Raw genomic sequence first — 24,840 nt, forward strand, 5'->3', positions numbered from 1 at the left:
CTCCCACCAGCGCTAATCGCACCGACGCCACAGCTATCTAGGAAACTCCCGCTAGTGCCGCGGAACCGGTTCTGGCGCCGACCATCACCGCCGACGCGGACGGGCTCGTCGTCCGCGCCGTCGTCACCAACCCGAACCCCGGCCCGCTGACCTACCCGGGGATCGAATTCTTCCCGCAACTGACCGACCACCGCAGCACCGGCGGCGATATGCCGTGGATGTGGCCGACCCTGCCCCTAGCCAGCGTCCCCGGCTTCGGCGCATCCATCGGTGAGACCACACAGTTCCTCGTCACCGTGCCCCACCCCGGGGACTACACCGTCGAGGCGTACTGCTGGCTCCAAGGCGACGTCCGATCCGCCGTCGGCAGCGACAAAGTCACCCTCACCGTCGACGGGAGCACCACACCGCAGCCAGAACCCGAACCCAACCCGCCGGGGCTGCCGTTCTTCGGTAGCTGACAACCTGCGCCATGCTCAGGTCTCAGCGCTGAAAGACGCGGTGCAGCCATCGACGGGTCTGATGGATGCGGCGGACCGGTATCTCCTCGCCGCTCTCGTGCGAACCTGTGGCATCGACGACCTCTCGGTGCTCGGCGGCGTTTCTCGCCGCGTCGCGGGCGCGCTGGCGCTGTTCGTCGTATGCGGCGAGTTCGGCACGCAGGCCGGCACGGAGTTCCGGGACCGTCTCGGTGGCCCCGAGCAGTTCGAAGAACCCGGGGAGCGAGAACGTGCGCTTGATGCCGTGGCGTGTCCAGTAGATGCCGACGTGATCGATGTGGTGGTCGTCGTCGAAGTCCATGAGTGCATACCCGGCGAGTTGATAGACATCGGACTTGGTGATCGTCGTCGCGGCGTGCGTGGATTTGAAGTCGAGGAGCAGCCCGTCGACCTGCAGGTCCGCATCGGCGCCGCCGATGGCGTCGGAACCGGAAAAGCTCATCCCCGAGCGCGCGGTGCGCGCACTGGCACGCAACTGGCCCAGTCCGGTGTTCGCGAGGCAGACCTGGTCGTGGAGTTGATCGATGACGAACCACGGCACCTGTGCACTGCCTGATCGAACGTCACCGCCCTCCCGCCGTCCAGTAGCGGTGTCTTGTCGATGACATGCGGGTACGAGCGGTAGAGCTGGTCCAGCTGGCCGGCGACCACGCAGAGGCGGAGCAGGTCGTTCTCGATGGATTCGGGCAGCTCGATACGGTCGGCCGGCTGTGGGGGTGCCTCGGCGAGAGTGGCGGCGATCGCGGCCGTCAACTCGCCCAGCAAGGCCGCGGCTTCCGGATGATTTCTGGTCAGCGCCGTGTGGCCCCTCCGCGCCGACACCGGGACGAGGTCGTCCGTGGTGAACGCTAGTCTCAGCCGAAAATCGATGGCGGTCCCGATCAGCCCCCAGTCCGGCCTCTTCCCGGAATGGCTGGATTTCGTCCGGAGTGCCTGCTTGCGGATCCCGTCGTGGACCGCAGTCACCGCACCAGGGTTGGGAATAGATTTCTGCGCGAACCGCATGAATGGCGATCCGGCCCACTCGATCTGAGATGTCAAGGACACCGGCAGAACACTACTGCGCCACCCCGGAGCACCCTGCGCAGGTACACACAACCATCCCCCGTGCCGGCGGCTACCGTCAGCGACCCCCCAGTTATCTTCCACCTCCGGCACGTCTGGTATCTACTCCCAGGGAGCCGGTCCCCACCGATCCGCAGCTCCAACTCTTCATAACGATTCCCCCGGACAAGACTTCAGACAGGCCACACACCATGCGAATCCGCCGCATCCTCTCGATCGCTACATGCATGAACGCGGCCGTGCTGATCCTTACCGCCTGCAGCGACGACCCAGCCACCACGGCAAACAACACTGCCTCGGAAACCGCGACCACCTCGACACAGGACGCCGACTCCACCATCAAACGGATCACCGCCCCACCCACGACCACCGCGGCGGCCGAGACCACCAGCGAGAAGAACCAGCACGGAGCCGCGCTCTACCTCCAGACGTGCCACGACACGCTGGAGTACTTCGACGCGGTCCGCGAACTCGCCGACCTGGTCGGCGAACCCTTCGACGCGAACGAAGCCGCCGACGGCCTGCTCGAACTCGCACGCACCGGCGGCGAAGAACTTCTCCAGGACCTCGAAGCGTCCGGTGACCTCGACGTCCCGGCCCCTGATCCGAATGAACCGACGTGGGACGAAATCCCAAAGGCCGACCGCACCGAAATCGAGCGCGCCATCTACGCCGCCGCCGACGGCGACTGCTGACCCCACCGAAGGGGAACCAGCAGGACGGGCAGCATCGGACCGATGCCACCACGCCAGCCGGTCCGTTCCGCCACCCCCGAACCTCACATCACCACATCGATGTTCGCGTCCACCGTGGATGACGCATAGGTCTCAGCACTGCCCCACAGCCACACCGACGCCACATGGCCAGATCCGCGGTCCGGGCGTCACCCCTTCACATCAGGAGAGTTCACGTGCACAGCAGATCGACAACGACGCCCCCACGGGCCGCGCGAGCAGTCCTCGTCGGCGCCGCCACCCTCGCCGCCCTCGGCGCAGCGGCAGCCCCAGCAGTGGCCGGACCGGCCAACCCCTACACGATCGAGCGCGTCACCCAGGTCGTCGAGGTCATCGATGGAGACACCCTCGTCACCCGACACCCCACCAGCGGCGAGATGCTCACCGTATCCGTCCTCGGCATCGACGCCCCCGAAGGCCAAGACTGCTGGGCAGCACAATCAACCCAGTTCGCGAAGGATCACCTCCTCAGCCGGGCAATCCAACTCAACCCGGAGCCGACGCAACCCGACACCGATAGCGCGGGCCAGGTCAACCGTTACGTCGCGCTCGACAACGACATGGACGGCGACTACGCCATCAAGGCCGCCCGCGAAGGAGCCGCCCGCGCCTACACCGTCGACTACCTGCGCACCTCGGACCGGTTGATCGAAGCCGAAGCCGCCGCCCGCGCCGCCGACCGCGGACTGTGGACCTGCGACGGCGGAACCCCGGCACCGAGTCCCGCGCCGGCACCGCAATCTCGCCCCGCACCAACACCGCCCACCCCGGCACCGAACCCAGCACCCTCGGGGAACGTCGTCAAACCCGGCGCCTTCTGCAGCGGCGGCACCGGCGTCACCAGCACCGGAACCCCCATGGTCTGCGCACCCGGCTCCGACGGACGCAACCGGTGGAAAGCCGCGAGCTAAAACCAGCCGCCGGGGAGGTGACGGTCGAGCAGCACGCCGTACCGCATGACCGGCTCGCTCGACCCGAACACCGGCAGTGGGGCACGCCTACCATAAAGGTGCGCCCCACTTCGCGTTCGTTTGCGAACACGCCGATCCGCCCGTCGATACCCGCTCCAGGCTCGGCCGGCTGTCATGAGCGTGGTGGCAGCATGTCGTCGGCGCCGGCCACCGACAACGCCGTCCGGGTGGCGCTCAGCCACGCACCGGGCCACCCGGTATCGAGGTCCTTCAACAGCTGAGGCTGGGTGGCCCAGGACGGACCTCGGAAATCCGGCCGCTCCGGTGGATGCAGACTCAACGAAGTCCGCTCGGACACCCACCGCACCACCCAGAACACGAACTCCTCCGGATCGGTGGTGCGGGATTCGGGCACTCCCCCTGCACACCTCTATCATTCGCATGACAGGGCAAGCGCATCGGGGTGCCGCTCCGCGGCGTGGACGTAACGCCAACCCCAATCCCCGGCGCGATGGCGGCTACTCTCCCCAACCACCGAACAACTCGAGGAAGGGGCGCGACGGCTCGACACCCGCCGCACGCGCCGCACGCCGCTTCGCGGCCTGCTCACGCGCAACACCATCCAGGATCAGACCAGCCACTATCCACCCGGCTGCCCACCACCACGACCCGACCAGAACGCACACCATTCCGGCGACCAACGCCGCCACCGCCAGCACTCGCATCCAGAAGTCATATCAGCAAACCCCAGCAAACACACGATCCCGCCGCATGACGACACCGATGCTCTGGCACAATCGACAGCACATCGCGCAGAGCAACAAGCGAAACGGGAACGATGACACCACTGACCACGCCGACCAGCGGCCTCGTCACGGCGACCGGGGTGTACTGCCTCTCCCTGGCAGCAACCACATGGTCACCCAGCATGTCCGTCATCGGGCTCGGCGCGTGGGCGGTCAGTGCCACCGTCATCGTCCGCCACCAGCACCGGAGACGCCCACTCACCACTGCACGGTGAACACCTTCCTCCGCTGCGACTCCGGGCACCCAGTTCACGCAGGACAGCGTGACCGGTTGCGTCGAGGGCTCAGCGGCCCGACCCGTCCGCACCTTCTCCACCAATGAATGCGAGGAATTTGCCCGTGGTGACATTCGACGAGACCGACCTCAGCATCGAGGCGCCCGAGCGAACCAACATGTGCGCGATCGTGGCACTGTTCTGCGCCCTGACCGGATTGTGCCTCCCGGCACTGGTATTCGGCGCGATCGGTTACGTCGAGACCGCCGGGCGCGACCACGAAACGGGCTCCGGTCTGGCCGTTGCCGCACTGATCCTCGGGGCCATCGAACTGGTCGCCGTCGTGCTGACTGCCGTTATCGTGCTCGTTTCCATGCGTTGAACCGGGCGGTCCAGGCCCAGCGGTCGTCGGCACCGACACCCCACCCACCGAGGCAACCGCATACCGTCACGGCTATCGGTCCGCGAGTGGTGATCCACGCGATCCCAGCCGCCGCTCCCGTTCTCACCGAATAACGGAGGCCGTCCCCATGGCGTGTCGAGCGCTCGAGTACGGCCACAGGCGCCGACGTCGCGTGTGACGGTGATCCAGTATTACCCCGCCCCGGGCGGCGCCTCAGCTGTCGTTCGCGTGAATGAACTTCGGTCCACCTCAGTCGTGTCGAGTTCCGCCACCGGCTCCGGGGCCATACTCACGGCTATGGGAGCAATGAGTCCGTGGCACTGGCTGATCGTGTGCGCCGCGTTGGCCGTGATACTGGCCATCATCATCGGCGTCATCCTGCTGATCGTGCGGGCGGTCAAGTCCGGCAGCACGGCAGCGACCGCTCACCCGGTGCCACCGGGCTGGTATCCCGACACCGCTGATGCACGGTTGATCCGCTGGCACGACGGCCACCACTGGACCGACCACGTGCAGAGCCGATAACCCGCAACAGAGCGTCCCGCCGCGGACAGGCCCGATACGGACGAGGCGGCCGCCTGAAACCACGAGGAACTCGCATCCGGACGACGCACGAGATGCTGTCGTCGTCGGAAGGAACACCAATGACACGACATCTGGCGGTCTGGGTATTCGCTGGCGCCCTGATGTTGACCGGATGTGGAAGCGGCGACCAGACAAGCCACACATCGTCGGCGCCGTCCTCCACCACGACGCCACCGGCAACGACCACCCCGGTCCCGGCGTCCACCACACTCGACGCACCACCCCGCCTCCGGAGACCACCACCGACGCACCCGTCGAACCGGTGAACGAGGAGCCGCACATCGTCGAATGCCTCGAAGGCACACCCGGACCAGCACGATTCAGCGACGGCACCCTCGCCTTCTCACAATGATGCTTCGACCAGTCACCTACACATCCGGCGATGCCAACATGTCGCAGGAGAACGGCATCGCGCTTCCCTGGTCGAAGGACGTGATGGTGACTGGAATCATCAAGGTCGCCACCGTGAGAGCACCCAATGGCTTCGAAGACAGCGACGCCATTGCTGCAAGATCATCGTCGACGGTGTCGTCGTCACCGAAAACACGTCCTCCGGCATCGGAGCTTCCGCCACCCGCAACCAGGCGGACATCGCGGGAAACTAGCCCGCCTCACAAACGATAAAAGCACCCGTCACCTCGCGATGAGGTGGCGGGCCTTTGCGTATTGCCGTCTGGGCTCACCTTGCGGAGCCTTCGCGGTGCGACGTGGCAGACAGCTGAAAATTGATCGATGCCGACGCGGTGGTGGTAAATCGGCGCAGATAATAACGTCTCGCACCGACCTCCTCCCAGACTTGCGCCTGGCGGACGAAACCCCGCCGAGGCGCCGCGGACACTCGGCGGGGTTTCGTCCGCCAGGCGCGTCTGAACCGACCTTGGCGCGACACTGGACCCACCAGCAGAGCGTCGCAGCTCAGCCGGTTTGCTTCTTCGCGATCATCCGTCGATCGGTTCGCAGATCGCGACAGGCCCAAGACAACCCGGGGTGACACATTCGTACAGGTCGGTCTCGATGAGCACGCCGCCGAGGCTGGCGTAGATGTAGTGCCGGAAAGCGGCTTTGCCGCACGTCACGCAATCTCGGTCGATTTGGATCCACTCGCCGCCCATGGTGAGGACCGTAGTCGAGGTCAACGTCGTTCTGTCAGCGACCAGCAATCCCCGACCTTCCAATACAAAAGAAGCCCCCCGGCCGCGAACCAGGGGGTTTCAGATCCGGGGGTCGGCAAACGCGACCACCAGGGTGTTGGTAGCAGTCCCGCCAATGCGGTCTTGCAACATCCGGCGTACCGGACTCACAAATGGTACTCCCAAGCACCCGCTCCAGCACAAGCGAAACCCAAAAGTCGAGCAACGAATGTTTGGCACTTGAGTATCAAGCTAATGACTGTAGTGGGTCAGACCCTCCACCTCAACACCTCGCCGTTCGTTAACACGGAAGTAACATACGGCTCCCAGAAAAGTGCGATGATGGCAAAGCTCCGGAAACGACCACACTTCTGCCTGACGGGCCGCGAACCCAACAGGAACACAACAGGAGTCGGCCATACCCGGGGTAGTTGGTAGCAAGGGTCCGCCGAGCAGCAAACGTTCAGTTGCTGCTCGGCGCGGCCGTCAACCCTGCACACAGGAGCTGGTCATGGCAACACGAATCTCTCCCAGGCACATCCTTTCCCTACTCGTAGTCATCCTCACCGCTGTCGTAGTCGCTCTAGGTCTCGCGTCGACAGCGTCCGCAGCTCCTTCGGTATCTGGCTGCGGAGCCAACAAGTATGTAGCCGGGATCTCCACGAAGGCCGTCGCGGGACCTGACTACAAGATCGTCCTCACACCGACGAGTGCAGCAAGAAACGCACCCGCGAACCGAGACGTCACCGTCTCGATGTGGCACCAGATCCAAAGCTGCGTGCCAGGGCTGTACGGGCAGCTCGCCGACAGCATCTGGCAACAGCTCGAGTGCCACCAGATGATTCCGATCGAGAAGATCGGAAGCCGTGAGGTCACTGGACCCACCTACGATCTGGAGAGCTGGCGTGAAGCGTTGGAGAACCCCAACCCTGCCTCCTACGTGAACACGCATTGCCTGAATGAGAATGGCCTCGGCGCCGAGAACGGGACACCCGGGTACGGCAACAACTTCCCCGGCTACAGCGATCTCGCCGAGGGCACCCGGCACGTCGGCTGAACGATCGACGGAAAAGCTCGACGACGGCGCACGCCCCCCTCGCGATTAGGGTGGGGGCGTGCGACTACCGCCCTCCTGCAGCCTGTTCACGCTTATCGCAATTCAAAGATGAAGAGGGCCGCTATTAGATTAGGCCATAGAGTTTGGGGCCGCCCGCACCTACACCGTCGACTACCTTCGCGCCGCAACCCGGTTGATCGAAGCCGAGGCCGCCGACCGCGGACTGTGGAACTGCGACGGCGGAACCCCGGCCCCGAATCCCGCACCAGTCGCGGGTGACGCGGTTCCTGCGGTCGTCCAGTCCCGGATCGAGCCAGACTCCAATCCGCTCGAATAGACCGCCCGCGCATCCGGTGTTCATCGCGCTCAATCTCGCCCAGGACCTCGGGCGGGGCCGGGAAATCCCGGATGCCTGGGCACCCGGTGCTCAGTCGACCAGTGGTTGGTAGCCATGTCGTGTTTGTCGGCGATGCGATGGCCGCCGTCCTCCCGGGTGTGAACGAGGTTCGGGCACTCATCGGTAAGGCGCCCGTCATCGTCGGTGGCCTCGCCGTGCTGTCACGGTTGTCGAACCCCTACGCGCCACCGTCAACCTCGACCCAGTCGACCGACTTGTCGGCGGACTCCCCCAGCTCGAGGTCCTTCGAGCCGCCGACGCCGCGGAGCCGGTCCAGGCGGCCTGCTGCCCACCTGGTACGGATCAGTCAAGGTCGACGTGCTGATCTCGATGAACCGACGAGACACACACCGACAGGTGGGTTACCTAGAGCATGTCTGCCACCTGCGAACGCGGTGATGGATGACGAGCGCCGCCAGGCAGCTCCGCGCGAATGGACAGGTATGGCGTTCCCTGGTTGCGGAGCAACCGGTGGCTGAGGCGATTCCAAGATCGACGCCGGGCGTGCTGCCGTCCTCTGGACGGATTCCGAGGTTGGAATCGGAAAAGCTGTCGTCGATTTAGGTGGACTCGACAACGTGTCACACGGCGCAGTCGGTCGTGGGTGCCGCAGTTGTCGTAGGTTGCATGGTTGTCACACGGATCAGTGGTGGCTGCGGACGTCGCTTTGAGCTGGCGCCACCACCGGCGCACCCACGGTGACAGGTAGGAAATGACGTTGTGATGTATTCGACGGCTCTTTTCCGGGAAATCGCTAGAAATCAGGGCGACCCGACTGAAATGGTGTTGGGAATGGTTTGCATTCACCCCCGCCTACAACGGCACCGCCTGCTTGCCCAGAAAACAGCTAACACCCAGCGCTCGTTACCTGACAACCGTCAAGGCAGCCACACACGCAGCGACCGCATCTATCTCGACCGCAACCTCACCCAAGTCGGGCGAAATAACGCCCTCGCCAAGGCGGAACGAGCACACCTAGACAAGCACGGACGGCGCCAATCATGGTGAACGAGCAACGCCCTAGCGAGTTCCAGAACCTGGTCGTCTCCGCAGCGGGAACTGCGGCCGGAATCGCCGCTGGCGTACTCGCAGGCGGTGGCATCGCTCTGGCGTTCGTAATCGGAGCCGTTCTCCATCGACCACAATCCGGCGAAGACATCATGAGGCGGGAGCAATGAAACGAAGCCGGAAGAAAGGACACGAGCCCACCGCACAGGACTTGGCAACGCGGTTCTGCGAAATCCTTCTCAGTACCAGTTATGGTTGCCTCGCCAGTTCGTGACCCGTGCTGCCCTCATGTGCCCACTCGATCCGCATAGATCGAAGTGTCCTCGAAATACGTTTTCCAACAACGCAATTTGGTCATACCTCATAGAGGGTGTCAGAGGTGAACGCCATATCGTATGTACCTCAGCTTCACAGATGACAGGAGAATCGACACGCGCGCCAACGCCCCTGACCACTGTCATCGAATCTGGTGCGATCATCGCCCTAGGCCAAACCGGGTGCTCGGCCATCGCCGATGCAGAACGGGAACCGGGTCACTCGGCGGCGCGCCGGCTGCCAAGGCGCCGGTATTCGATCCGGCTCCGGCGTTCGCGTTGGCAAAACTCGACACCCCCTCGGGTCAAGGGCCGCTCTGAAGGGCGTTGCACGACAATTACACCGGCACCACTACCACGTTCGTAGGTAACCAAGACCCTCCACCGCGGTAAAGATGCCCTCGCCCAGCCTGACGCACCACCGGGCGCACCAAATAGGACGGGAAACTGATTTTGTTGGCGAGCGCGAATAGGCAAACTGCACAAGGATTTAGCGACCCGGTGCCGATCATGGATTAGGGCACGGGCCACCCGCGAACACGATCACGAGTAGGACGGAATTGGCCACACCCACCCCCCTGCAGCGGCAGATGTCACCGGCGCAACGCGATCGCGGCGAGGCCCCCTGACACTTCCTGTGCGTGGACAGGCTATTACCGCGTCAAGGCGTGGCTGGCTGCGCATCGGACAGCGAGTCCAGGGTGCGGACCGTCGCGCAGCTCGTATCCAACAGCTCACGGTCGTGGCTAACGAATAACACGCCGATACGGTCGCGTTCGGCGCGGGCGAAGATCAGCCGAACCAGTGCCGCGGTGGTCGCTGCGTCGAACATGGCGGTGGCTTCGTCGCAGATGAGGTAGCGCGGACGCTGCGCCAGGACCCGTGCCAGACAGGCGCGTTGCAGTTGTCCGTCGCTGACCTCGTGCGGGCGACGGGTCAGCAGATCCGGTGTGAGCCCGACCTCCTCGACGAGCGCTGCTACCTCGTTGGTGGTGGCCGCTGCACCTCTGATGGTGCGAGGTTCGGTGATTATCCTGGCCAATGTCCACCTCGGGTTGGTGGCCGCCCGCGGGGACTGAAACAGCATAGCGACGGCGACGCGGACCGCGGCGGGGTCGGCGAATCGGGTGCCGGTCACCGGGTGCTCGTCTATGGTCAGGGTGCCCGACCAGGGCCGCTCCAGCGTCGACAGCACGCGAGCGAGGGTGGTCTTGCCACTGCCGGACGGGCCGGTCAGCCCCACGGTCTCGCCCCTGTCGAGGATCAGCGACACTCCCTCCAGCACCGGGGTCCCGCGTCGATACCCGGCGGTGATGTTCTCCGCGCGCAGGCTCATGGTCGCGCACCCTCGCACCTTGTGCGGACCGTTCGGGCGCCGATGCTCGACAGGAAGGTCGGTCCCCTCGACTGGGTGGAGGAGGGCCGGCGCAGGTGGTAGACACACTCGCTCGGAAGGTTTGTCAGGCTCGGTGGTGATCCGGGTATCGGATGCAGTCCCCGCGACGGCAGCGCATTGAGCAGGTCGGCGGTGTAGTCGTGCCACGGGTCGGCGAAAACCTCCGCTGCGGGGCCGATCTCCATTATCCGCGAGGCATACATGACCGCGATGGTGTCGGTGACTGTGGTGCGCAGGAGCGACGTGAGATCGTGGGTGATCAGCAGGACGGCGGCACCTGCGTCGGCGAGTTCACGCAGCAGGCTCAGTGTGCGGTCGGTGAGATCGCGGTCGAGGTGCGAGGTGGGCTCATCGGCCACGATGACGGCGGGATCGGCGGCGATCGCGGCCCCGAGGACGACACGTTGCGCCATGCCGCCGGACAGCTCGTGCGGGTACAAGTCGAGAGCAGAGGATTCCAGGCCGACCCGGTAGGCGAGTTCTTCGCAGGTGTGCGTTCCGCCGAGGGTATCGATGGTTTCCTGCAGTTGCGATCGGGCGGTGCGCACCGGGGTGAGCGATGTCGACGGCGACTGCGGGATCAGCGCCGCCACCCGGCCTCGGAACCTGTCCGGCGCACCGCCGTCGGGCACGACCTGGATCGCGGAGCCCGCGGTGGTGATCGTGATCGTCCCGGACACCTGCGCACCTTCGGGCAGCATGCCCATGATCGCGGCGGCGGCGATCGACTTTCCGCAACCGGACTCGCCCACCAGCGCGGTGACCGAGCCCGCCGGGACGTCCAGGCTGACGCCGCTGGCAGCGTGGACCACGCCGCCGTCGACCGGCAACCGGACGGTGAGGTCGTCGATGCTCAGTGTGGCGGTCACCTGACGAGAACCTTCGGCGGGGGCGGGACGAGGCGCCGGCTTAGCGCGGAACCGGCAACCGCCACCGAGATGGTGGTGACGACGAGGATCCCGGCAGGGAATGCCAGGGTCCACCATCCCCCGAGCAACAAGGAACTGCGGGCCTCCTCAAGGAGGGTGCCGAGGCTCGGTGCGTGCGGAGGCAGCCCGAACCCGAGGAACGAGAGCGTCGATTCGTGCCACACCGCGTGCGGGAGCAGCAGAACGATGGCGATCAGTGCCTGCGGTGCGGTGGCGGGCACGAGGTGCGCGGTGATGATGTGCCGCCGGGAGGCACCAGCGAGGATGGCCGCATCGATGTAGGGGCGGCTGCGCAGGCTCAGGATCTCCGAGCGGATTATGCGGGCGACCTGCGTCCAGTGGGTGAGGGCGATCGACAGCACGATCGCGAGCACACTGCCTCGGAACATCGCGACGATCCCGATACCCAGCAGCAGATGCGGCAGGGCGTTCACGGCGTCAGTGCAGCGCATGACGATCCGGTCGATCCACCCGCCGGCGAGCCCGGACACCGCGCCGACGACCACCCCGAGGACGGTGGCGAGGATCGCGCAGGCCGCGGCGATGAGCAGGGAGGTGCGGATGGCCTTGGCGATGCGCACGAACAGATCACGCCCGGACGCATCGGTGCCGAACAGATGCGCGAGCGACGGCGAAGTCCGGGCCTGCGCGAAATCGATGATCCGATCGTCGATCCCCGCGAGAGCGGGGATCGCGACGGCGTAGAGGGCGATGGCGCCCAGCACGATCGAGGAGAGGATCAGTCGCCGCCTACCCATCGGTGGAGACCCTCGGATCGAGGAGCGCATACGCGATGTCGGCGAGGAGGCTGCCGAGCATGACCGCCACCACGGTGCCGACAGTCAACAGTGCCAGCAACGCCATGTCGAGATTGCGGGCGGACTCCACCAGCGCCCCCGCGATGCCCGGCCAGGAGAAGACCTCTTCGACGAGGACGGCGCCGACGATGATTTCCGGTAGCCGCACTCCGATGATGGTCACGAATGGTGCCAGCGAGGTCGGCACGATGTGCCGCCGGGTGATGGTGCGGACATCGACGCCGCGGGCGAGCGCGCCAGCGACAAAATCCTCACCCCGGGCCGAGGCCACCGACTCGCGGACTGCCAGCAGTAGCCACGGCATCTGCGAGATCGCGAGGACCCCGGCGGGCAGAATCAGGTGCCGCGACACCTGCCCGACGGTGGGATCGGCGCCGCCGTCGGTCAGGCCCGCGACCGGGAACCAGCCCATCCCGAGCGAGAAGAAGACGATCGCGGTCAGGGCCAGCACGAACGGGGGCAGCCCTTGCACGACGAGGCACACCGCCGCGACCAGCCGGTCGAGCCAACTGCCGCGCTGCATGCCCGCCCATACCCCGAGCAGCAGAGAGAAGATGATGGCCGCTCCGAGACCGACTGTGACCAACAGCAGTGTCCACGGCAGCCGTTCGCTGATCACCTGAGCCACGGGTTGATTGAATGACCGCGAGATCCCGAGGTCCCCGGCGAGCACGCCGTGCACCCAGCTCCCATACGTCTCGTACCAGGGTTTGGTGAAGCCCAGCTGGTCCGCGATCGCGGTCTTATCCGCCTCGCTGGTGGTCAAATACCGGGTGCCGAGGTAGCCGACCAGCGGGTCGAACGGCGAGTGCGCCGCAGCCGCGAACACCGCCGCGGAAACGACGGCCAGGACGGGAATGATGAACAGGACCCGTCGGCCCCCCATCGCGGCGATGCCTTGTCGCCTGGCGCGGGCGAAGGCACCCGGTGCGGGTGCGCTCATCCGAACGTCGAGGTCGGTCACGACCCGCGGGTCCACGACTGCAGCGACCACCACGGGCCCCAGGTCACCCCATGGGAATGAGGCTCGAGGACCGGACCGGACATGGTCCAGTCCGAGTTCCGGGACACGTAGGTATGGTCGAGGAAGGCTAGGAACACGTACCCGGGATCGGCGACGTACGCGGCCTGCATGTCGCGGTAGTCCCGGTCACGGGACGCCTGGTCCAGGCTGCGGCGTCCGCTCTCGAGTGCCGCGTCGACCGCCGGATTCGCGTAGTCGCTCGCATTGTCGTAGATGCTGCCCACACCGGGGGCGAGGAACGCCGAGTCGAGCGCGTTGAAGGCCTGGGTGTCAGGGTCGTACGGTTCGTCGCCACCGCCGAGGAGCGTGGCATCGGTGTTGATGCGGGGGTCGATGCGATCCCAGGACAGCGCTTCCAGATCGATCGCCACCCCCACCGCCAGCGCGTCGGAAGCGAAGGCCTGGGCGAGATCGCGACGGACCGTGTCCACCGAGTTGTACATGATGGTGAACACGGCGCGCCGGCCGTCCTTGACCCGGATTCCGTCCGCGCCCGGGACCCATCCGGCGTCGTCGAGGACCTGCTTCGCCCGCTGTGGGTCATATGGGAAGGTCGCATCCGGGTTGTAGGCGTTCCCGTAGACCTCGGGGATCGGGGTCGCGGCCGGGCGCCCGTGCCCACCGAGGACGTTGTCGATCAACAACTTCCGGTTAGCCGCCAGATTCAACGCCATCCGAATCGCCTTGTCCCCGGCCACCGGGTTGCCGGTCGGCAACGACACGCCTCGCCAGTCCGCGGAGGTGTGCGCGGTCACCGCCATGCCGTCCTTCTCGGTGAACGTATTCGCCAGCAGTGGAGGCAGATTCGTGCCGTCTATCTCACCGGACGACATGCGCTGGGCGCGAGTGTTGTCGTCCGGCACGTAGATCAAGGTGAGCTTCTTCACCTCCGGGGCGCCGCCCCAGTACTGATCGTTGACCTCGAACACCGCACGGTCCGGGCTCAGGCTCATCAACCGATACGGTCCGGTGCCGATCGGGTTAGTGTTCAGTGCGGACTCCGCCGCCAGACCCGGGGTCGCTACCGCCTCGGACGGCACCACGCCGATCAACAGCTTCGTCAAGAACGGGGTGTACGGGTAGGCGAGCCGGAACTGCACGGTCGACTCGTCTACCGCCACCACCTCATCGATCATCTCGAACGACGATTTCGCCTCCGACGCCGACGCCGTATCGAGGATCGCCCGGTAGGTGGCCACGACGTCCTCGGCGCCGAAGTCGGTGCCGTCACTGAAGCGGACCCCGTCGCGCAGGGTCGCCGTCCACACCGTGACATCCGCGTTCGGTGTCGGAACCTGTGTGGCCAGTGCCGGCTCGAACCCGGGCATGCCGTCCCCACCGGTCAACCGGACCAGGCCGTCGTACATCTTCGCATCACCGGCCGGCCCGTATCCGGCGATCGGGTTGTAGCCGCCCAACTCGTAGCCGTCCGCAAGAACAAGTTCGTCGCCCCCACCACCGCCGGACGAGGACGGTGCACCGCAGCCCGCCAGGATCAGGGTTGCAGCACAACCCGCCGCCGATACCGTCGCACCGATTCGAGCTGCCATGCCGCCTCCCGGACATCCGATCTACTACCTATCAACCGACTTGCAATTAGGGACATTCACCCGGATGAGCTAGCGACAACGTCGCTATACCAGGCCGATATCTGCAAGGATTCAGCGCACAGATGCGGCCATACCTTGGGTGTTGAAGGTTGCCGCCTGCAGGGTGTTGCTGAGCAACATCGCTATTGTCATCGGCCCGACGCCGCCGGGAACGGGGGTGAGAGCACCTGCAATGTCGACAACTGCGTCGAAATCGACGTCGCCACGCAGTCCGTCTCGTGTTCGATGAATACCTACATCGATCACAGTTGCACCGGGTTTCACGTGCGTCGCACCGATTAGGTGCGGGACACCCGCCGCTGCAATGATGATATCGGCATCACGGGTAATCGACGGCAGATTCTGCGTCCTCGAATGCGCAACAGTGACCGTGGCATCACTTTGGAGTAACAACTGAGATAATGGCTTTCCGACCAATTGCGATCTCCCCACGATTACCGCGTGACGACCCGATACCTCGATTTCGGAGACGCGAAGTAGTTCAATCACTCCCGCCGGCGTGCATGGCCGCAAGCTTCGAAGTCCGCGCGCAAGAAGCCCAGCACTCTCCGTCGTCAGTCCATCGACGTCTTTGTGGGCCGGGATGCAGTCGAGGAGCGCGCTGGCGTCGAGGTGCTCGGGCACCGGGAGCTGCAACAGTACTCCAGATACCGAGTCGTCAGCCGCCAGCTTCCTTAAAAGCGCTTCCAGATCTTCCTGTGCCACCTCCGCAGGTAAGGGATGGTGGAGGTCCACCATCCCAGCCGCTACGCACTGCTTTCGCTTGTTGTTGATGTAGACATGGGAAGCTGGGTCGTGACCAACCAGAACCGTGGCCAGTCCGGGCCGTCGTCCCGTTGCCGAATAGTAGGATTCGGTGGCCAGCTTCACTTGGTTTCGCACTTTGGTAGCGACCGATCTTCCATCGATGATCTTGGCAGACAAACCTTCTCCTATTCAGGCACTACGATATTCAGGATTCGAAGCGGAGGCACCGCTGTCGCATCCGGGCGACGGCAGTCGCTCGGAGACGACAGCGGTGCGCTTGTCTACCACCCGCAGAACCAAAGAGCATTGCCACTGTGGGGCGAAGAGTTACGCCGACTGGCTAGCCTCTAGACCATCGCTCACAACAGCATTCTCGGGCGCCAGCTCGAGCCCCGCACCCTTCGCTACCGTCAGAAGCAGCGTCGCGAAGTCGAGTTCCACATTGCCGCTTCCCACCTCGTGGGCCACCAGGTTGCGAGTCACCGAAGTCACTGGCAACGGTACACCCAAGCTACGACCGGCATCGAGACCGAGATCGAAGTCTTTCTGCAGCAGGACATTGGTGAACGTCGGAGCGAAGTCGAGGTTCACGAAAGCCGGAGTCTTGTATTGAGTGAAGACAGAGCCCATAACCGAGTCATTGAAGAAGTTCAGGAATGCTTCGCGAGTCACGCCACCCTTCTCGACCAATACCGTGATCTCTGCCAGAGTTTGCGTGACCACACCAAGCATGATGTTATGGGCGATCTTCACCAAGCGAGCCACCTCACCGTCACCGACATAGGTCACGCCACGACCGAATGCTTCAAGAAGCGGCTCGACCTCATCGAAAGCCTGCTGTGGACCTGAAGCCGCGACGGTCAGCTTGCCTGCCGCGATGACGGCTGGGTTTCCGCTCACCGGCGTGGCCAGCAACTGTGTTCCGCGCTCCGCGGCTGCAGCGCGAAGAAGTTCACTGGCTTCGACCGAAACCGTTGAGGAGTCAGCGATAATCCGAGGTGCGTAATCGGGATTTGTCAGCAGACCGCCCGGACCCGTCGTGACCGCCTCGAGATCCTTAGGCGCTGAAACCATCGTGAAGACGATGTCACGGTCCGCGAGCTCGGCTGGACTCGAAACCAGCTTCGCTCCCCGGTCGACGAGCGGCTGAGCCTTGGACGCAGTGCGGTTGTACACACTGACGTCATATCCGGCGTTCAGCAACCTCTGTACGAGCTGGGAACCCATACGACCGGTTCCAATCCAGCCTACAGCGGGAGACTTCGTCAACTTCTTCTCTTTCCTGTTGGTTTGGTCGAGAGTTTGGACGGTGCTGGGGGCGATCAACGCGGTTGGGACGAGCCAGAGTTCGACATCCCCCACGGCACTGGAAGTGCATGACCTAGCACACGCTACTTCGCACGCACAAAACTACAAACGATTGCAGTCATTCTGCAGCCATCTTCTCTGCATGTCAAACATCTTTCGCTAGAGCACGTAGACATCTGCGCGTATCGACCGTCTCACTGCCGAGGATGGCCACCTTGACGCACAACTAGATCGGCCATAACCTTCATTTGCAATCGTTTGCCGAGTTGGGTGGTAGCCGCCGGTGCGGGCGCATCGGCCCCGTGTGCATGCGCGTTGACGTTGGAACTGCGACCATGCAGGCGGTCGGTGGTGCGGCTCTGACTCGGCCCCTCTTGTTACTGGAAAGGACCAAAATGAAGGCTGTAGTTGTAAACGCTCCCGGGGGGCCGGAAGTGCTCAATATCGAGGAGCGCCCTATTCCGCAGGCCGAAGCCGGGAAGGTCTTGATCCACGTTCGGGCATTCGGGCTGAACCATTCGGAAGTGGTCACGCGCGCGGGCGGCTCTGGGGGCATGGTCAAATTTCCGCGCGTTCTGGGAATCGAGCTTGTCGGCGAGGTTGTGGACGCTCCCGGATCGGACTTGCAGCCCGGACAACGGGTACTCGCGATGTCAGCAGGCCTAGGGCGCGACATCGACGGCGGTTACGCCGAATACACTCTGGTTCCAGAACGTGCCGTCGTTCCCGTGAACACCGAGCTCGAGTGGTCTCAGCTCGCGGCCGTTCCCATGACGTTCGGAACCGCACGAGGCACGGTCGACAAGATCATGCCCAATGAGGGAGAGACCGTGCTGGTGCACGGCGGAAGTACCGCTGTAGGTATAGCGGTCATTGCCCTGGCCAAGGAGCGCGGTGCAACCGTCATTGCGACGACCCGCCGGGAAGGAAAACGAGCTGCGCTGGAAAAGGCCGGCGCCGACCATGTGCTTGTGCTGGACAACGATCCCACCGACGCCGTCCGGGCACTCTTTCCCGATGGGGTCGATGCCCTTGCCGAGTTCATCGGCCCCGACGCGATGCAGGAGGCTCTTCAGTCGGTCAAGCGTGGCGGAAAGGCGTGCATCACTGGATTTCTCGCGGGATATCCACCCTTCGGGCCCGATGGAAAACCTGTACTGTCCGACGTCAAGGCGGTGGCCGACAAGAGGGACATCTCCTTCAGCTTCTTCGGCAGCAATGTGCTCAACCGTGAGCAGTTCGGCGAGATCTACCAGGAAATCGTCGATGCCATCGAATCCGGGCGCGTGAGCACCAACATCGACCGCATATTCGCTCTGGGCGACATTGCCGAAGCGCACCGGTACATGGATGAGTATCGAGCCGCAGGCAAACTCGTCGTCGACCTCACCATCGACGCCTGATAGTACTGGCCGTCTTTTACATGACAGCGCCGCCGGGCTGATGCCCGGCGGCGCTGCTCGTCGAACTGCCACTCACCAATCAACGGCGAAGTACTGCGGTTCTGTGTAATCGAGGACCCCTTCATGGCCACCTTCACGGCCCACCCCGCTTTGTTTGAACCCACCGAAGGGCGCAGCCGGGTCACTCACGAGCCCCCGATTGAGGCCGATCATCCCCGCCTCGATCCGCTCCCCCACGCGTAGGCCACGGGACAAGTCAGCGGTGTAGACATATGCGACAAGCCCGTACTCGGTTTGATTAGCCAATCTGACTGCATCGTCATCGGTTTCGAAGGTCACTATCGGCGCGACCGGGCCGAAGATTTCTTCTCCCAGTATGTCTGCGTCAGCGGTCACATCGACGAGAACTGTCGGTGAGTAGAAGTAGCCGTTTGCCTCGGGACGCGTTCCTCCGGTGGCAATACGTGCCCCTTTCTGCACCGCATCGCGCACGAGTTCATCGACCTTGTCGACTGCTGCAGTATTGATCAGTGGCCCGACCTCCGTCGCTTCTTCGGAGCCAGGTCCTACTGTCAACGCATTCATCCGCTCAGCCAGTCGTCGCGTGAATTCGTTGGCTATCGACGCCTCGATATAGAACCTGTTGGCGGCCGTGCATGCCTCCCCCGCGTTACGCATCTTGGCTACCATCGCGCCATCGACGGCGGCGTCTAGGTCAGCATCACCGAATACGATGAACGGTGCGTTACCTCCGAGTTCCATCGAAGTGTTGACGATGTTGTCGGACGCTTCGCGCAGCAGAACTCGCCCAACGTCCGTGGACCCCGTGAAGCTCAGTTTGCGGACCCGTTCATCGTGCAGGATTGTCGAGACGACCGGTCCCGAGCGACGGGCGGGCAACACGTTCACCACACCTGAGGGCACGCCGGCGGATTCAAGTATTCGTGCGAGGGCCAATGCCGTGAGCGGTGTATCGCTAGCTGGTTTGAGCACTGCAGTACAACCTGCTGCCAGTGCAGGTGCTAACTTTCGCGTGGCCATTGCAGCGGGGAAGTTCCACGGGGTCACCAATACACAGATACCCACCGGCCGGCGGGTGACAAGAATCCGATTCGATCCGGACGGCGCGTCGACAACGACTCCCTCGATCCGCACTGCCTCCTCGGAATACCAACGAAAGAACTCCGCAGCATAGCTAACCTCACTACGGGCGTCGGCCAGTGATTTGCCATTCTCCAGCGAGATGAGAGTTGCTAGTTCCTCACGATCAGCCGTCATGAGCTCGAACGCCCGCCGAAGGATTTCGCCGCGCTCGCGCGGTGCGGTCGCGGCCCAATCTGCCGCTGCCGCTGCAGCGGCATCGACAGCTGCCGAAGCGTCGTCAACCGTGCCGTTCGCCACCGACGCGATCACTTCACCGGAGGCCGGATCGATGACATCGAACCGGCCTCCATCGGACGCGGCCACGGCTTTGCCTCCGATGTACAGATCGGTCAGCAGGTCGCCAGCGCGCTCCTTAGATTCTTTCAGCATGCACATCGTCCTTTGTTCGTCGAAATGCCTGGGTTTAGTAAGGGTTCGCGACGACAAGTTCCTGCGCCGGGAAAAGAGTTAGGACTCGAGGACCGTCTTCGGTAACCACGACCTCCTCCTCGATCCGCGCCGCGGAGAATCCGTCGGTTGCAGGGCAGTATGTTTCCAGCGCGAACACCATACCGGCCTTGATCTCTACAGGGTTGTCCAGGCTGTTGAGCCGACTGATGATCGGCCGCTCGTGCAGGCCGAGTCCCAAGCCGTGACCGAACTGCAAGCCAAAGGCAGCCATCTCGCTCGCGAACCCCAGGTCTGTGGCCTTCGGCCATAGCTTGGCGATCTCTGCGGTCGAAACCCCTGGCTTGACTGCCTGGATCGCCACGTCCATCCATTCGCGGGCACGCGAGTACGCGTCACGCTGCGGTGCAGTGGACCAGCCTACGCTGAAGGTACGGTAATAGCAGGTCCGGTACCCGTTGTAGCTTTGAATGATGTCGAAAAATGCCTGCTCGCCCGGGCGGATGATCCGGTCCGAGAAGTTGTGAGGGTGCGGGTTGCACCGCTCACCGGAGACGGCATTGATCGCCTCGACCTGATCGGAACCCATTTCGTACAGCCGCTTGCTCGCGAGGGCCACGATCTCGTTCTCCCTCACTCCCGGCTTAAGTGCCTCGTAGATATCCTGATATACGCCATCGACCATGGCCGCAGCCTGCGCCAACAGCATGATCTCGTCCTGAGACTTAATCTCGCGCGCATCCAACATCAACTGCTGAGCGTCGACCACTTTTAGACCCTGCCGCTCCATCTCGGCCAAGAACGGTGGTTCGACGATATCGACGGCAACTGGGTATTTCGCCAGGCCCTGGTCTTCTAGCATTCCCTTGATCTCTCGGACTGCAGACTCCATCAGGCCAGCTTCGGGCGAGATCGCGCCACGCAGACCGAGCATCCCTGCGTGCGAATTATCGGGGTCGAGCCACGGGGAGTACAGCTGGTGGTGACGTGCCGCAGAACCGAAGTCCCACAACGCCGGTTCCCCACCGCGAGTAAGTAGCGCGTAACGACTCATCTTGTCGCCGAGCGCCCCACCAATCCAGGTCTGGGTGGTGTAACGGATGTTGTAGAAGTCGAACAGCAAGAACGCGCCGCAATCGCTCGACTCAAGGGCAGCCTTGGCCCGGCCGAGCCGATATGATCGCAGTCTGTCGAAATCGACGCGCTGCTCGTAGTCGACACCTGTATGGCCGGGGGCCGCGATAGGGCGTCCTGTACTCATTACGTTTCCTGTCCATCGATTGGTACTGCGTCATCTATCGTCGCGTAGCACAAGAACGATCCGGTCTTGGTTGCTTTCATTTGAATCCGATCCAGTCGTGGCACGTGCTCGTCTCTTGCGGCGGGCCGAGAAGGAGGGCGCCAAGAGTGCCGGATAGGTCCACTGCAATCGTTCGCAGTATTGTCGTTGCGAGCCCTGTTAGTCAAGACCACCGAGACGAGAGACGACCGCTACTCTCAACGTATCCCGACCCCACGAGTGACCATTCGTGATGCCGCCAACTTGGTCGGCGCCCATCCGGCGACCGTGTCCCGCGCACTGAATGTCGGCGACACAACATTAGCTGAGTTAGAGAACCATGGCGGCCGTCCCCGCGGCTGCGCGTGAGGTGGGTTGCGAACCCGACCTAACGGTGATTGCCCTTCGAACGTGGCGAACGACAACAGGCGTGCTGGTCCCGGATCTAACGAACCCACGATTTCCGCCGATCCTTCGAGGGATCGACAAACTCCTCGCTGAGCGCGTGCATTTCCCCCTGTGGTTACGAGCTTGGACTACACCCGTTTGTCCATGATCGCAGGACCGCGAAAACTGAGCACGGGTCTGATCCAGCAACACGACGGCCGTTGTCGCAGCCAACGACACCTTCGCCGTTGGTTGCCTGGATCGCCTGCGATGGTGCGGGCTACGCTGCCCAGACGATGTGTCTGTCACCGGATTCAACGAAATCCGATTGGACTAGTCCACCCCGCCATGACCACGTTCGCATTCCACACACCGGATGGGCGTCGAGACTGCGCGCATACTCCTCAACCTGATAACCGGGATCACCACCGCGACCACGCACACCGTGACACCAGTTTCTCTCATAGCCACAGGTTCGACCGCTTCTCCATCCAGAGGACTGCGACCCCTCCCTTTCAGGGGCTGATCGATCGGAATCGAACGTGTTCAATCGCGCGAGTCATCGAAGACGTTTGGATGCCAAAGCAACTCCATACTCACGGAGCAGATGCGGCGTCGCATCGGTGCCGCGTTCGCGTAATGCTCGCAAAAATTTAGGAGTTTGCTACCCAGGCGCCGCTACTCGAACGGAGCCCAACCAACCTCGCGCTCCAGATTGCGTGACGCTTCACGGACCGTAAGCGACTGGCCGCCCCGTGTCGCTCAGGCCACATGATCCTGCAAGGTGCGCTACCCGGAAGCAGGCGGGTAGAAATGTCCCTTCGGGGCATATCGGCTACCTGGCTGCCCGCCTGGTTGCGCAAGCCGATGACCCCGTGGGCTGACCATGTATCCACCACTCCTAGGTTCTCGACAGGCGAGCAGGCTACGTGCCAGCCATCGTCGAAGCAGAGGTTGAGACGCTTCCATCAGAACGGTGTCTACCCCGCTTTCGTTGCCCGGATCAACTCGTCGCGGACAGCAGTGCCGAGTGAAGATGTCGTCCCGGTGCCTCCCATATCTGGGGTAAGCGAGGCACCGCCCTGTGCAAGAACGGTTTCAACGGCGGTCAGGATCGCTGCGGCTGCCCCCGGCTCGCCGATGTGGTCGAGCATCAACGACGCACTCCAGATCTGGCCCACCGGGTTCGCAATGCCGCGTCCGGCGATGTCCGGCGCGGATCCGTGGACGGGTTCGAACAGGCTGGGGAATTTGCGTTCGGGATTGATGTTGGCGCTCGGTGCGATTCCGATCGTCCCGGTGCATGCGGGTCCAAGGTCGGACAGAATATCGCCAAACAGGTTGCTCGCCACGACGACGTCGAACCAATCGGGATGCATGACGAAGTTCGCCGCCAGAATGTCGATGTGGTACTTGTCGACGCGCACGTCCTCGTAGTCACCGGCCATGGCCTCAATGCGTTCGTCCCAGTACGGCATCGTGATCGAGATACCGTTGCTCTTCGTCGCCGAAGTCAGGTGCTTGGCCGAGCGCCGCTGCGCGAGGTTAAAGGCGTACTTCAAGATTCGGTCGACACCGGTGCGAGTCATCACCGTTTCCTGAATGACGGTTTCGCGGTCGGTTCCCTCGAACATCTTGCCGCCAATGCTCGAATACTCCCCCTCGGTGTTCTCGCGCACGACGTAGAAGTCGACCTCTCCCGGTTCCCTACCGACCAGGGGACTCGTGACTCCCGGCATCAGCTTGACGGGACGTAGGTTTACGTACTGGTCGAAATGGCGGCGGAACTGCAAAAGGCTGCCCCACAACGAGACGTGGTCGGGGACGACGTCGGGCCATCCGACCGCGCCGAAGTAGATGGAGTCGAACGCGTTCAGTTGTTCGAACCAGCCGTCGGGAAGCATCTGTCCGGTGTCGGAATAGTAGTCGGCGCTGGCGTAATCGAACTCCTCATAGTCGATCTTGAAGTCGAATGCGGATGCGGCGGCTTCGAGCACGGCCAGCCCTTCGGGAACTACTTCCTTCCCGATCCCGTCTCCGGGGATGACGGCAATTCGGTGTGTGGCGCCCATCGTAGCTCCGTTTTCGTTCGATCCTCGACTGGTATTGCCACCGTATTGCGCGATAAGCTCGCGCGATAGCCGCTCGACGGCAACACTGTTTTTCCAGACTGGAAAGAAGGGTCGGTATGACGCAGTTTGACGACCTCGAGTTCTTCGACGTCGTCGCGCGGTCATCGAGCCTGACCCAGGCCGGCCGCGAGCTGGGCATGTCGGTTTCGTCAGTGAGCAAACGGCTGTCGCAGCTGGAAGACCGTCTCGGTGTCCGGCTCGTTCAGCGCAGCACGCGCAGATCGACGCTTACCCCCGAGGGCGAGCGGTACGCGGCGGGTGTCTCGGTCATTGTCGGCGAACTGGCGGAGCTCGAGGAGTCAGTGAGCGGTCATTACGCCGAACTGCGCGGCAGACTGTTGATCCATTCGTCGGTAGGTCTCGGCCGCGCCCACATCGCACCGCTCATGGCGAAGTTCGTTGCGGACAATCCTCGGGTCGACGTCGACATCGAACTGTCCGCCAAACCGCCGAATCTGTCGGACGCGCCGTTCGACATCGCGATACGTGTTGGTCTGCTCCAGGATTCGAGACTGACGGCAAAACTGCTGTGTCGCAACCGTCGTGTGGCCGTTGCGTCGCCGAAGTATCTCGCTGATCACCCTGCCCCGCGCGCGATCAGCGATCTGCGCGAACACAATTGCATCGTGCTGCGCCAGGACGAAGGCGATTTTGCGCTGTGGCGTTTCGGCTCGGGGATCGGTGAGACAGCGATCCGAGTTGCAGGCAACATGATCAGCAACGACGGCGACATCGCGACGCAGTGGTGTATCGACGGCCGCGGTGTGCTCATGCGGTCGCTGTGGCATGTTCAGCCCATGCTCGACGATGGCACACTTGTGCAGCTACTACCGTGTATCGATACACCTCCGGCGGACATTTACGCGGTGTATTCGGCTGCTGCACAGGTACCCAGGCGAGTTCAGGCTGCGGTGGACCATCTACACGCGCACCTCGCCGGCCGTCTGCATGCATGATGGGTGGTCGTGTCAGAAGATTCTGAACGTCTTTTGCAGCTGTACCAGAGCGGGCGAGTCGAGGATGTCGCCGTCGCAGCAACACCAAACGTGACCGGGGTTTCTTGGCAAATCGCCTCCTTACTGATATTTCGGTAATAGGGCGTGTCGATACACGTGATTCGCGCCGCGCTGC

At 63.5% G+C, this 24,840-nt stretch carries 25 protein-coding genes and 1 pseudogene; 11 read left to right on the top strand and 15 right to left on the bottom strand.

The genetic code is table 11. The features are described 5' to 3' along the window. The first annotated feature begins 209 nt into the window (after positions 1 to 209). Positions 210 to 461, top strand: a complete 252-nt coding sequence (locus tag P3H15_RS47555; protein ID WP_276143706.1) for a hypothetical protein — start codon at positions 210 to 212, stop codon at positions 459 to 461. A 22-nt stretch (positions 462 to 483) separates the two neighbouring features. Here P3H15_RS47555 and P3H15_RS47560 read toward each other — a convergent pair whose 3' ends face one another. Then, entirely contained in the window at positions 484 to 942 is a 459-nt protein-coding gene (locus P3H15_RS47560) for a hypothetical protein (RefSeq protein ID WP_276143707.1), read from the bottom strand. Further along, a complete protein-coding gene (locus tag P3H15_RS47565) occupies positions 939 to 1,466 on the bottom strand; it encodes a hypothetical protein (protein ID WP_276143708.1) in 528 nt (175 codons plus the stop codon). Before P3H15_RS47565 ends, P3H15_RS47560 begins: the two co-directional genes overlap by 4 nt. Positions 1,467 to 1,792: 326 nt before the next feature. Between P3H15_RS47565 and P3H15_RS47570 the strand changes: the two genes are divergently transcribed. Together P3H15_RS47570 and P3H15_RS47575 are read left to right on the top strand one after the other, a co-directional pair. Continuing rightward, positions 1,793 to 2,260: a hypothetical protein gene (locus P3H15_RS47570; RefSeq protein ID WP_276143709.1), complete on the top strand. Its 468-nt coding sequence runs from the start codon at positions 1,793 to 1,795 to the stop codon at positions 2,258 to 2,260. A gap of 215 nt (positions 2,261 to 2,475) precedes the next feature. After that, the gene (locus P3H15_RS47575; RefSeq protein ID WP_276143710.1) at positions 2,476 to 3,210 is read left to right on the top strand and encodes a thermonuclease family protein; all 735 of its coding nucleotides are present in this window, start codon (positions 2,476 to 2,478) and stop codon (positions 3,208 to 3,210) included. Between the two features lie 172 nt (positions 3,211 to 3,382). On the opposite strand, the gene P3H15_RS47580 is transcribed toward P3H15_RS47575, so the two are convergent. Together P3H15_RS47580 and P3H15_RS47585 are read right to left on the bottom strand one after the other, a co-directional pair. Further along, complete coding sequence (locus P3H15_RS47580) at positions 3,383 to 3,625, bottom strand: hypothetical protein (RefSeq protein WP_276143711.1); 243 nt, start codon at positions 3,623 to 3,625, stop codon at positions 3,383 to 3,385. Positions 3,626 to 3,728: 103 nt separating this feature from the next. After that, a complete protein-coding gene (locus P3H15_RS47585; protein WP_276143712.1) occupies positions 3,729 to 3,935 on the bottom strand; it encodes a hypothetical protein in 207 nt (68 codons plus the stop codon). A 113-nt stretch (positions 3,936 to 4,048) separates the two neighbouring features. Between P3H15_RS47585 and P3H15_RS47590 the strand changes: the two genes are divergently transcribed. The 4 genes from P3H15_RS47590 to P3H15_RS47605 all read left to right on the top strand — a co-directional run bounded on the left by P3H15_RS47590 (position 4,049) and on the right by P3H15_RS47605 (position 5,571). Beyond that, the gene (locus P3H15_RS47590) at positions 4,049 to 4,231 is read left to right on the top strand and encodes a hypothetical protein (RefSeq protein WP_276143713.1); all 183 of its coding nucleotides are present in this window, start codon (positions 4,049 to 4,051) and stop codon (positions 4,229 to 4,231) included. Between the two features lie 124 nt (positions 4,232 to 4,355). Then, positions 4,356 to 4,613, top strand: a complete 258-nt coding sequence (locus tag P3H15_RS47595; protein WP_276143714.1) for a hypothetical protein — start codon at positions 4,356 to 4,358, stop codon at positions 4,611 to 4,613. Positions 4,614 to 4,931: 318 nt separating this feature from the next. Next, positions 4,932 to 5,159 (top strand): DUF2510 domain-containing protein, encoded by a 228-nt coding sequence (locus P3H15_RS47600; protein WP_276143715.1) that lies wholly within the window; start codon positions 4,932 to 4,934, stop codon positions 5,157 to 5,159. 172 nt (positions 5,160 to 5,331) lie between these two features. After that, a complete protein-coding gene (locus P3H15_RS47605; RefSeq protein WP_276143716.1) occupies positions 5,332 to 5,571 on the top strand; it encodes a hypothetical protein in 240 nt (79 codons plus the stop codon). Between the two features lie 586 nt (positions 5,572 to 6,157). Here the strand turns inward: P3H15_RS47605 and P3H15_RS47610 are convergent. Further along, the gene (locus tag P3H15_RS47610) at positions 6,158 to 6,331 is read right to left on the bottom strand and encodes a hypothetical protein (RefSeq protein ID WP_276143717.1); all 174 of its coding nucleotides are present in this window, start codon (positions 6,329 to 6,331) and stop codon (positions 6,158 to 6,160) included. Between the two features lie 529 nt (positions 6,332 to 6,860). Between P3H15_RS47610 and P3H15_RS47615 the strand changes: the two genes are divergently transcribed. After that, on the top strand, positions 6,861 to 7,406 hold the full coding sequence (locus tag P3H15_RS47615) for a hypothetical protein (protein WP_276143718.1): 546 nt from the start codon (positions 6,861 to 6,863) through the stop codon (positions 7,404 to 7,406). A 2,380-nt stretch (positions 7,407 to 9,786) separates the two neighbouring features. On the opposite strand, the gene P3H15_RS47620 is transcribed toward P3H15_RS47615, so the two are convergent. The 7 genes from P3H15_RS47620 to P3H15_RS47650 form a co-directional block, all read right to left on the bottom strand. After that, the gene (locus tag P3H15_RS47620; protein ID WP_276143719.1) at positions 9,787 to 10,461 is read right to left on the bottom strand and encodes an ABC transporter ATP-binding protein; all 675 of its coding nucleotides are present in this window, start codon (positions 10,459 to 10,461) and stop codon (positions 9,787 to 9,789) included. Then, on the bottom strand, positions 10,458 to 11,390 hold the full coding sequence (locus P3H15_RS47625; RefSeq protein ID WP_276143720.1) for an ABC transporter ATP-binding protein: 933 nt from the start codon (positions 11,388 to 11,390) through the stop codon (positions 10,458 to 10,460). The genes P3H15_RS47620 and P3H15_RS47625 overlap by 4 nt, the downstream gene beginning before the upstream one ends. Next, positions 11,387 to 12,208 (bottom strand): ABC transporter permease, encoded by an 822-nt coding sequence (locus P3H15_RS47630; RefSeq protein ID WP_276143721.1) that lies wholly within the window; start codon positions 12,206 to 12,208, stop codon positions 11,387 to 11,389. Before P3H15_RS47630 ends, P3H15_RS47625 begins: the two co-directional genes overlap by 4 nt. Further along, on the bottom strand, positions 12,201 to 13,232 hold the full coding sequence (locus tag P3H15_RS47635; protein ID WP_276143722.1) for an ABC transporter permease: 1,032 nt from the start codon (positions 13,230 to 13,232) through the stop codon (positions 12,201 to 12,203). The genes P3H15_RS47630 and P3H15_RS47635 overlap by 8 nt, the downstream gene beginning before the upstream one ends. Further along, positions 13,229 to 14,842, bottom strand: coding sequence for an ABC transporter substrate-binding protein (locus tag P3H15_RS47640; protein WP_276143723.1), 1,614 nt, complete (start codon positions 14,840 to 14,842; stop codon positions 13,229 to 13,231). Before P3H15_RS47640 ends, P3H15_RS47635 begins: the two co-directional genes overlap by 4 nt. Positions 14,843 to 14,953: 111 nt before the next feature. Continuing rightward, positions 14,954 to 15,826, bottom strand: a complete 873-nt coding sequence (folD, locus tag P3H15_RS47645) for a bifunctional methylenetetrahydrofolate dehydrogenase/methenyltetrahydrofolate cyclohydrolase FolD (RefSeq protein ID WP_276143724.1) — start codon at positions 15,824 to 15,826, stop codon at positions 14,954 to 14,956. A gap of 150 nt (positions 15,827 to 15,976) precedes the next feature. Beyond that, positions 15,977 to 17,011 carry an NAD(P)-dependent oxidoreductase gene (locus tag P3H15_RS47650; RefSeq protein ID WP_276143725.1) on the bottom strand — a complete coding sequence of 345 codons (1,035 nt, stop codon included), beginning with the start codon at positions 17,009 to 17,011 and terminating at the stop codon, positions 15,977 to 15,979. A gap of 341 nt (positions 17,012 to 17,352) precedes the next feature. On the opposite strand from P3H15_RS47650, the gene P3H15_RS47655 reads away from it, so the two are divergent. After that, positions 17,353 to 18,360, top strand: coding sequence for a zinc-binding dehydrogenase (locus tag P3H15_RS47655; RefSeq protein WP_276143726.1), 1,008 nt, complete (start codon positions 17,353 to 17,355; stop codon positions 18,358 to 18,360). A 72-nt stretch (positions 18,361 to 18,432) separates the two neighbouring features. On the opposite strand, the gene P3H15_RS47660 is transcribed toward P3H15_RS47655, so the two are convergent. Then, positions 18,433 to 19,893 (bottom strand): NAD-dependent succinate-semialdehyde dehydrogenase, encoded by a 1,461-nt coding sequence (locus tag P3H15_RS47660; RefSeq protein WP_276143727.1) that lies wholly within the window; start codon positions 19,891 to 19,893, stop codon positions 18,433 to 18,435. A 34-nt stretch (positions 19,894 to 19,927) separates the two neighbouring features. Further along, positions 19,928 to 21,172, bottom strand: coding sequence for a Xaa-Pro peptidase family protein (locus P3H15_RS47665; protein ID WP_276143728.1), 1,245 nt, complete (start codon positions 21,170 to 21,172; stop codon positions 19,928 to 19,930). Positions 21,173 to 21,803: 631 nt separating this feature from the next. On the opposite strand from P3H15_RS47665, the pseudogene P3H15_RS47670 reads away from it, so the two are divergent. Further along, positions 21,804 to 21,914 (top strand): annotated as a pseudogene (locus P3H15_RS47670) (substrate-binding domain-containing protein); the annotation flags it as partial. 643 nt (positions 21,915 to 22,557) lie between these two features. On the opposite strand, the gene P3H15_RS47675 reads toward P3H15_RS47670, so the two are convergent. Next, positions 22,558 to 23,649, bottom strand: coding sequence for a tartrate dehydrogenase (locus P3H15_RS47675; protein ID WP_276143730.1), 1,092 nt, complete (start codon positions 23,647 to 23,649; stop codon positions 22,558 to 22,560). Positions 23,650 to 23,765: 116 nt separating this feature from the next. Between P3H15_RS47675 and P3H15_RS47680 the strand changes: the two genes are divergently transcribed. After that, positions 23,766 to 24,665: a LysR family transcriptional regulator gene (locus P3H15_RS47680; RefSeq protein WP_276143729.1), complete on the top strand. Its 900-nt coding sequence runs from the start codon at positions 23,766 to 23,768 to the stop codon at positions 24,663 to 24,665. Positions 24,666 to 24,840 lie beyond the last annotated feature (175 nt).

The sequence above is a fragment of the Rhodococcus sp. T2V genome (genome assembly GCF_029269925.1).
Classification (GTDB): Bacteria; Actinomycetota; Actinomycetes; order Mycobacteriales; family Mycobacteriaceae; genus Rhodococcus_F; species Rhodococcus_F koreensis.